A 7,462-nucleotide genomic window follows, 5' to 3' on the forward strand; every position below is an offset into this window, starting at 1 on the left:
CTTCTCATGAAACTGTTATTTGCCAGCCTGCTGGCGTTGGTCCTCATTGGCGGCGCCTCGGCGCAGGAACGCGAACCGAGCAACTACGCCACCTTCAAGGGCGAACCCTTCTTCCTGCTGTCGGACGCCAGTTACGGCAGTCTTGATGAAGCGCGCGTGCGCCTGGAAGTGCCGGGCCGCGACATGGGGCGCATGAACCTGGAAGCGTATTCGGGCGCCGACATCGTCGTCTACCGCGTGCCCGAACCGATGGAATTCCTGAAAAAGCAGCGCAATCTGCACCGCATCCAGGTCGAGGGCAATTACCAGGGCGAAGGCCTGGCCAATACCCTGAGCTTTCTGTGGGATAGCTGGTGGAAGCAGTCGCGCCTGGCCTGGCGCAAGCTGTTTTCCGGCGAGGCGCGCCTCGCGGTAACGAAGGAACAGCCGCAATTGGCGACGAATGACGCGATCCGCCGGCGCACTGTGTTCGCCAACCATCCGCAATACAAGCCGATCAAGGGCATGGAGCTGGTCGACAGCTTCCGCTATCCGATCTGGCAAGCCAAGGCCATCACACCGCCGAAAGGCGTCAAGCTCGATGGATCGAGCAGCGATTTCATCGTCGCCGGTGCCGGTAACGTGATGATTCCGCTGGGCAAACGCCAGCCTGGCTTGTACCTGATCGAAGCGATCATCGGCGAACACCGCGCCACCACCCTGGTGTTCGTGTCGGACACGGTGGCCGTCACCAAGGTATCGTCCGGCCAGATGCTGGTGTGGACGGCACGGCGCGACAACAGCGCCGCCGTGGCCGGCGCCAGCGTGGCGTGGACCGACGGCACCGGCGTGCTGCAGTCGGCCACCACGGGTGCCGACGGTGTCGCATCGATCGAGCGCGGCAGCCCCGAACACACGTATGTGCTGGGGCAGGACCGCGCCGGCGGCGTGTTCGTGTCCGAGAATTTTTACTATGACAGCGAAATCTATAACACCAAGATTTATGCGGTGACGGACCGGCCCCTGTACCGACCCGGCGACGAGGTCAACGTCAAGTTTGTGGGCCGCGAATTCACGTCGGCGCGCAACTCGCAGGCGGCCGCCAGCGCGCCGCTAAGTTTGACCGTGCTCAATCCGAATGGCACGCCGCTACTGACGCAAACGCTGCAGCTGTCCGGCGACACGGGCGCCGACACGCGCTTCCGCCTGCCGACGGAAGCCACCGCCGGCGGCTATGAACTGCGCTTCAATTACAAGGATGGCGCATATGGCGCGGCCTTCCGCGTGGCCGAATACATCAAGCCGCACTTTGAAATCAACGTCCAGCCAGCGAAGCCGGAATTCAAGACGGGCGAGGCGGTCAAGGGCAGCATCGCGCTGCGCTACCCCGATGGCAAGCCGGTGAAAAACGCGAAGATGACCCTGTCGCTGCGCGGCCAGCAAAACACCATGGTCGAGGGCGAGTTGCGTTACAGCGGCCTGTTCCCCGTGGCCTTGAAAACCGAGGAAGTGACGAGCGACGGCAGCGGCAATGTGGACTTCACCTTGCCGCCCGCCGCCGACCCTTCGCGCTACATCCTGACCGTGCTGGCGACCGATGGCGCGGCCTACCGCGTCAAGGCGACGCGCGAGCTGATGATAGAACGATCGAGCAGCAGCTACCAGTTGAAGGCCGCGCGCCAGTTTTCCGATCCGGGCCAGTCCGTGTATTTCGACTTGCTGGCCGACGGCCAGGGCGCGGCCAAGCCCGTGCGCTGGGAGATGGTGCAGCTGGAAAAACAAGGCAAGACCGAGGGCGCGTTCGATCCAAACGCCAAGGGCTGGGACGTGACATTCCCCGCATCGGGTTCGTATCAGCTGGCGCTGCGCGACGAACGGGGCAACCTGCTGGCCGCCGCCAGCCACTGGGTCGCCGGCGATGGCGTGCAAACGACGCCGGGCAGCATCGAGATCGTGCTCGACCGCGCCCGCTATCGTCCGGGCGACACCGCCGAAGCCTTGATCACGTTCTCGGACAAGGTCGACCAGGCGCTGTTGACGCTCGAACGCGACAAGGTGGAGCACCATGGCTTGATGGCCGGCGCCGCGGATTGGTACCAGGCGAAGCGCGTGGCGCCGCGGCAGTGGCGCGTGCGCATTCCCGTCAGGGAGGAGCATGGCCCGAACATGACGTTCTCGGTGGCGTATACGCGCAATGGCGACTTCGTCTTCGAGAATGCGGGTCTGCAAGTGATCGAGCCGCGCATCGCGCTGCAATTCAAGAGCGACAAGGAGGTCTACCAGCCCGGCGAGAAGGTGACCCTGGACGTCAAGGCCACCCTCGACGGCAAGCCGCTGAGCACGATGGTGGCGCTGGGCGTGGTCGATGAAATGATTTATGTGCTGCAGCCGGAAATCGCGCCGGACATCGGCGACTTCTTCTACCATCCGCGCCGCAACAACGTGCGCACCACGGCCAGCCTGTCCTTCATCAGCTACGACATGGCGCAGGGCCGCACCGCTGGCGCGCCCGCGCGCCACAATTACAACGAGCGCGGCGTCAAGGTGCTCGAACGTCCGCGCCGCGACAATATCGATACGGCGTACTGGGCGCCATCGCTGAAGACCGACGCGAATGGCAATGCGCGCGTGAGTTTCACCATGCCGGACGCGCTGACCCGCTGGAGGATTACGGGCCGCGCGATGGACGAGCAGGGGCGCGTGGGCCAGCGCACGGCCTATCTGCGGTCGGACAAGAACTTCTATGCCAAGTGGACGGCGCCCGACTGGATGCGCGCAGGCGATGCGCCGCGTGCCTCGGTGGCCGTGTTCAACCAGACGGGCAAGGAGCAGGCGCTTGACGTCGTTCTCTCCGGCGGGGCGCAGCCGAAGGCGGAAAAACTGTCCGCCAAACCGGGCGTCAACTACGTCGAGTTTCCGCTCGCTGCTGGCGCTACCGGGCCGCTGCGCCTGGAGCTGAAACAGAATGGCAAAGTGGTCGACGCGCTGGACACGGCCATGCAAACCTTGCCCGCCGCCTGGAGCAGTCCGCGCACCCTGGTGCTGCCGCTCGATGGGACCACTACTGATATTCCGCTCAAGCTGCCGGCGGACGCGCGCAATATCCGCGTCTCGTTCGCGCAAGGAGCAGCCAGCCAGTTCGCGCGCATTGCCGACGATCTGATCGACTATCCATATGGCTGCGTGGAGCAGACGGCGAGCCGTTTGATTCCGCTGGCGCTGGCCACGCAAAGCCTGGGGCCGGACGCCGGCGCGGCGGGTGAGCGTCTGCAAACGCTGCTGACGGCGCAGCGCCTGCGATTGGTGTCGATGGCCGGCCCCAACGCCGTCTTCGGCTGGTGGGGCAACGCCACGGCCGGCAATGCCTTGATGACGGCCTACGCCTATTACGCGGACTGGTACGGGGCGCGCGCGCTGCGCATCGAGCTGCCGCCCGAGCACTGGAACAAGCTGCTGGCCGTCTACAGCGAACATGGCTTGAAGGATGCGATGGGCGACCGCGCGCTGGTGCTGTGGATGGCGCGCGAGATGGGCTTGCCCACGCAGACATTGGCAGCCGGCCTGGTGGACGACAGCGCCATCGCCGTCCTGGGCGGCAAGCCGCGCCAGGCGGGCGACAGTAGCAGCCTGCTGCTGGGCGGAGCCCTTGACCGCGAAGCGCAAGCGATGTCGCTGGGCCTGGTGGCGCTGGTGGCCGGCCAGAATGGCATCGCCTTGCCGCATGGGCTGCAACTGCAAGTGGCCAGCGCCTGGCAAGTCTTGCGCGAATCGAAAGCGCCGGTGGCGCAAGCCTTGCTGATGCTGGCCGGCGAAGTACCGCCATCGCAGGCCGACGCGGTGCTGGCTGGCGTGCGCGCCGAGATGCCGACCCTGGACCGCGCGATGACGTTGATGTGGGTGCAAAAGAAGCTGGGTGGCGCATCGTTCGGCAAGGGGCCGGCCGTCACGCTGGACGGCGCCTGGCAAAAACGCGACAGCCGCAGCGGCCAGCCGGTCTGGCGCTGGAACGACGCCAAGGGCCAGCCCGACAAACTGCGTCTCGCTGCACCGGCGCCCGCAGGCACGGTGGCCGTGCTGCAGTACGACAGCCACGCCGTCGAAGTGCAAACCTTGCCGGTTGCCGTCGAGCGCCGCATCCTGCGCATGAAGGCGGGCAAGGGCGGCTACACGACGGAGCTGGTCAAGCCGGGCGAGGTGCTGAGCACGGACGCGCTGTACCTCGATGAAATCACCTTGAAGGCTGCACCGGGAGCGAAGCACCGCTTTGGTTTGTTGGAAGTGGCGCTGCCACCGGGCGCCATGGTCGAATCGACGACATGGGGCATGGTCATGGCAGGTGACAAGCCGGCCGCGCTGGAACGCGCGCGCCACACCGAACGCCGCGACGGCTATGCCGTGCCGATCGAGCCTTTGGCCGGCGACGTGACGGTGCGCCATTTGCTGCGCTTTGCGCAGAAGGGCAGTTATGTGCTGCCGCCTGCGCGCTTTTACCGCATGTATCAGCCGGAGCAGAAAGCCTTTGAAGGCGGCGGCAAGAGCTCGCGCGCGCTGAAGGTCGAGTGATGCGCGTTGCACTTCCTGCATTGACCGTAACCCTGCTGCTGGCCTTACCTGCGTGGTCTGCATCGCTGGACGTGGCCTGGTGGCGCAATGGCAAGACGGAAGTGCGGCAGTTGCGCCAGGGGGGCGCCACCCAGCCCCTCTCGCCGCCGTTTGACGGCGCGCGGCAAGTACCGCTGGCCAGCCTGTGGAAGCTGTTCGTATATGTATACGCGACGGATAACAAGGTAGCGATGCCGGATTACCGCTGCGGCGGCCGCGATCCGGAAGAGGTGTATTGCTGCGATGCGGGCCAGAGCATCGGTCACGACGCGGCGCTGGCGCAGTCCTGCGGCCCATTTTTCTCGCCCAGGCGCTTGATGATCACGGCCACGCCGTGGCGCAAATACTGGACCGGCCGTCTGGGGAGTGCGCCGGCAGGCGACTTTGCCTGGCTGGCGGATCCCGCGCAGATGGCGCCGGCGCGCACGGTGCGCCTGGATAGCCTGCTGCGCGCGCTGGACAGCATCCCGGCCGCCAGCCGCGTGGATGCCGAGGCAGCGCTGCTGCGCGTGGTGCTCGACGGACGCGGCGCCGGTACGGCGCGCTGGTTCGGCAGCCAGCTGCGCGTAAAGACGTATTCCTGGCACGAGCAGAAAAAGGGTCAGGCAGAAGAGCGTATCGGCGGCGCGGCCGGCTGGCTGGCCGACGGCACGCCGATCTGGTTTGGCGGCGCGGGCGGCAGCAGCAATGTCTTTGCACAGTGGGCGCCCAGGCTGGCCGCCAGTTTGCCGAAAGTGGGCGCGGCCGACGATGGCGGCTGCGTGGTCGTCGATTACTTCAAGCGCTATCCGATCCGCGCCGTGCGCGGCGAGCGTGGCGTGGCCGCAGCTGGCCCGCTGAATGGCCGCTACCATGTGCAATTCGAGAATGGCCAGAACCTCGCCTTGCGCAGCACCGGTGAACTGATGCTGTTGCAGGAGAAGGGCGGCCGCCCGCAATTGCGCGGCCGCTTCGGCGTCAATGAATATGTGGCGCGCGTGCTCGACCGCGAAGCGAACGCCGGCGAGCCGGAAGCGGCCAAGGCGCTGGCAATCGCCGCGCGCACGTATCTGCAGCAGAACGCGGTGACGGTGGCGGGTTGCCAGCAGATCGCCGACAGCAGCGCGACCCAGCGCGTCAGTCCCAGCCCCGCCACGCCGGCGGCGTTGGCGATTGCGCGCTGGACCGACCAGCTGATCGTCGATGGCGTCACCGTGCGCTATCACACTAACCAGCCGTCCGAGGGCACGATGGCGTGGAGCGAGGCGGTGCGCCAGGCCAGACAAGGCAAGCACTATGATGAATTGCTGGCGGCGGCGTATCCTGGCGGCGCGCTGAGTACCTTTGGCAATACCGGCGCGCGTTGCCGGCGCCTGGCGCAGAACGAGGACTGGCTGGCGCGGTCCGTGCCGCGCTGGCAGCGCGTGCTGCTGCGCGAGGCCGGTTACGAGGCGCCGTCGCAAGCGTCGCTGGTGTGCGCCTTGCAGAGCGGCGCGCCGTATTCGGAACAATCGCGCAACCGTATCTTCATGCGGCCGCTGGCCACGCGCGAAGACCGCATCACCTTGGCCCATGAATACCTGCATCTTGGCCTGCGCAACCATCCGCGCGGCCAGGACGAAGAATATGTCGAGCGGCTGGCCCGCCGGCTCGTCGACCTTAACCTGGAGGCCCTGTGAGTTTTTATATCCGCTGCTCGATTCCGCTAATGCTATTGCCAATCTGGGCGCTGGCCCAGGTCACCATTGACGCCCCCAGGAGCGGTTGGCGCAATTCGGCCGGCGCCAGCGAGCAATACACGCAAGCGGTCAACTACCCCGCCGCGTCGGTCAACCTGCAGCCTGGCCAGGCCGAGACGGCGCAGATACGGGGACGCATCGCAGGCGCCGTCAAGGGCAAGCCCGCTACTTTGGTGGTCAATGGCGTGGCGATGCCGATGGAAGTGGGAGAGGATGGCAGCTATGGCCGTCCGTATGGCTTTGGCAGCGGCTCGAACAGCGTGGAAGTGCGCTCGCCGGATGGCCGGAGCCGCGCGCGCGCCCAGTTTGTTGACAGCTACCAGGGCAAGACCCAGGCACGCCTGCGCATCGTGCTGTCCTGGGACAGCGCCGGCACCGACCTCGATATGCACGTGGTCACGCCGGACGGCGGTCATGCCTGGTACGGCAATCGCGTCCTGAAAGATGGCGGCGCGCTGGATGTGGACGTGACCACCGGCTATGGTCCGGAGATTTTCTCCAGTTCGGCGCCCGTGAAGGGCAACTATCACGTCTATGTGAATTACTACGGCAGCGGCGAGAACACCGCCATGCTGACCGTCGCCCGCATATCGATCATCACCAACGAAGGCACGCCACGTGAAAAGTTGCAGAGCTTCCAGGTGCCGATGCGGGCCGCCGGCGAACTGACCTTGGTGAAATCGTTCGTCTTGCCATAAATGGCTCTTGCGGACACGCTGTTGCTTGGCTATAATTCGCCCCCTCGCTGAACGACGCATGCAAATGCAGCGTGAAGTGAGAAAAGTTTTTAAGCGCAATGCGCTGAAAAACGGGGTTGACGGACGTAGCAAATTGCTTCATACTCTTCCTTCTTCGCAGCTGACAAACACAACGCTTTGTCGATAGCGCGAAAGCAGTACCGAATACAGTTCTTTAACAATTAACAGTCGATAAGTGTGGGCATTTGATGTAAGTGCAGCGTCAATCTTAGGATTGACGTAATACTTAAAATATATCAAATGTTCACAAGAAATAATGAAATAGGCGCTACGAAAGTAGTGGCCTGTCAGTTTTTTGAGTGAGCGACCCATCAGTAATGATGGTGCCGGTAAAACGGCAAAGTAACAGAGATTAAACTGAAGAGTTTGATCCTGGCTCAGATTGAACGCTGGCGGCATGCCTTA

The 7,462-nt window shown here is 64.6% G+C and carries 3 protein-coding genes; all 3 read left to right on the forward strand.

Features of this window, described 5'->3' with window-relative positions; translation table 11 throughout:
• The first annotated feature begins 6 nt into the window (after positions 1-6).
• The 3 genes from VPH40_RS27745 to VPH40_RS27755 are packed head-to-tail and all read left to right on the forward strand — an operon-like array spanning position 7 to position 6,997.
• The gene (locus VPH40_RS27745) at positions 7-4,542 is read left to right on the forward strand and encodes an alpha-2-macroglobulin family protein (RefSeq protein ID WP_328575021.1); all 4,536 of its coding nucleotides are present in this window, start codon (positions 7-9) and stop codon (positions 4,540-4,542) included.
• A complete protein-coding gene (locus tag VPH40_RS27750) occupies positions 4,542-6,239 on the forward strand; it encodes a DUF2300 domain-containing protein (RefSeq protein ID WP_328575022.1) in 1,698 nt (565 codons plus the stop codon). The genes VPH40_RS27745 and VPH40_RS27750 overlap by 1 nt, the downstream gene beginning before the upstream one ends.
• Positions 6,240-6,268: 29 nt before the next feature.
• On the forward strand, positions 6,269-6,997 hold the full coding sequence (locus VPH40_RS27755) for a YfaP family protein (RefSeq protein ID WP_328575023.1): 729 nt from the start codon (positions 6,269-6,271) through the stop codon (positions 6,995-6,997).
• The last annotated feature ends 465 nt before the right edge of the window (positions 6,998-7,462 follow it).

This window comes from Janthinobacterium sp. P210005, assembly GCF_036231865.1.
GTDB classification, from domain to species: Bacteria; Pseudomonadota; Gammaproteobacteria; order Burkholderiales; family Burkholderiaceae_D; genus Janthinobacterium; species Janthinobacterium kumbetense.

What these genes read in the sequence shown, in the direction of transcription:
- VPH40_RS27755 (WP_328575023.1), top strand. Translation starts at nt 6,269, where the DNA reads ATGCTATTGCCAATCTGGGCGCTGGCCCAGGTCACCATTGACGCCCCC.
- VPH40_RS27750 (WP_328575022.1), top strand. Translation starts at nt 4,542, where the DNA reads ATGCGCGTTGCACTTCCTGCATTGACCGTAACCCTGCTGCTGGCCTTA.
- VPH40_RS27745 (WP_328575021.1), top strand. Translation starts at nt 7, where the DNA reads ATGAAACTGTTATTTGCCAGCCTGCTGGCGTTGGTCCTCATTGGCGGC.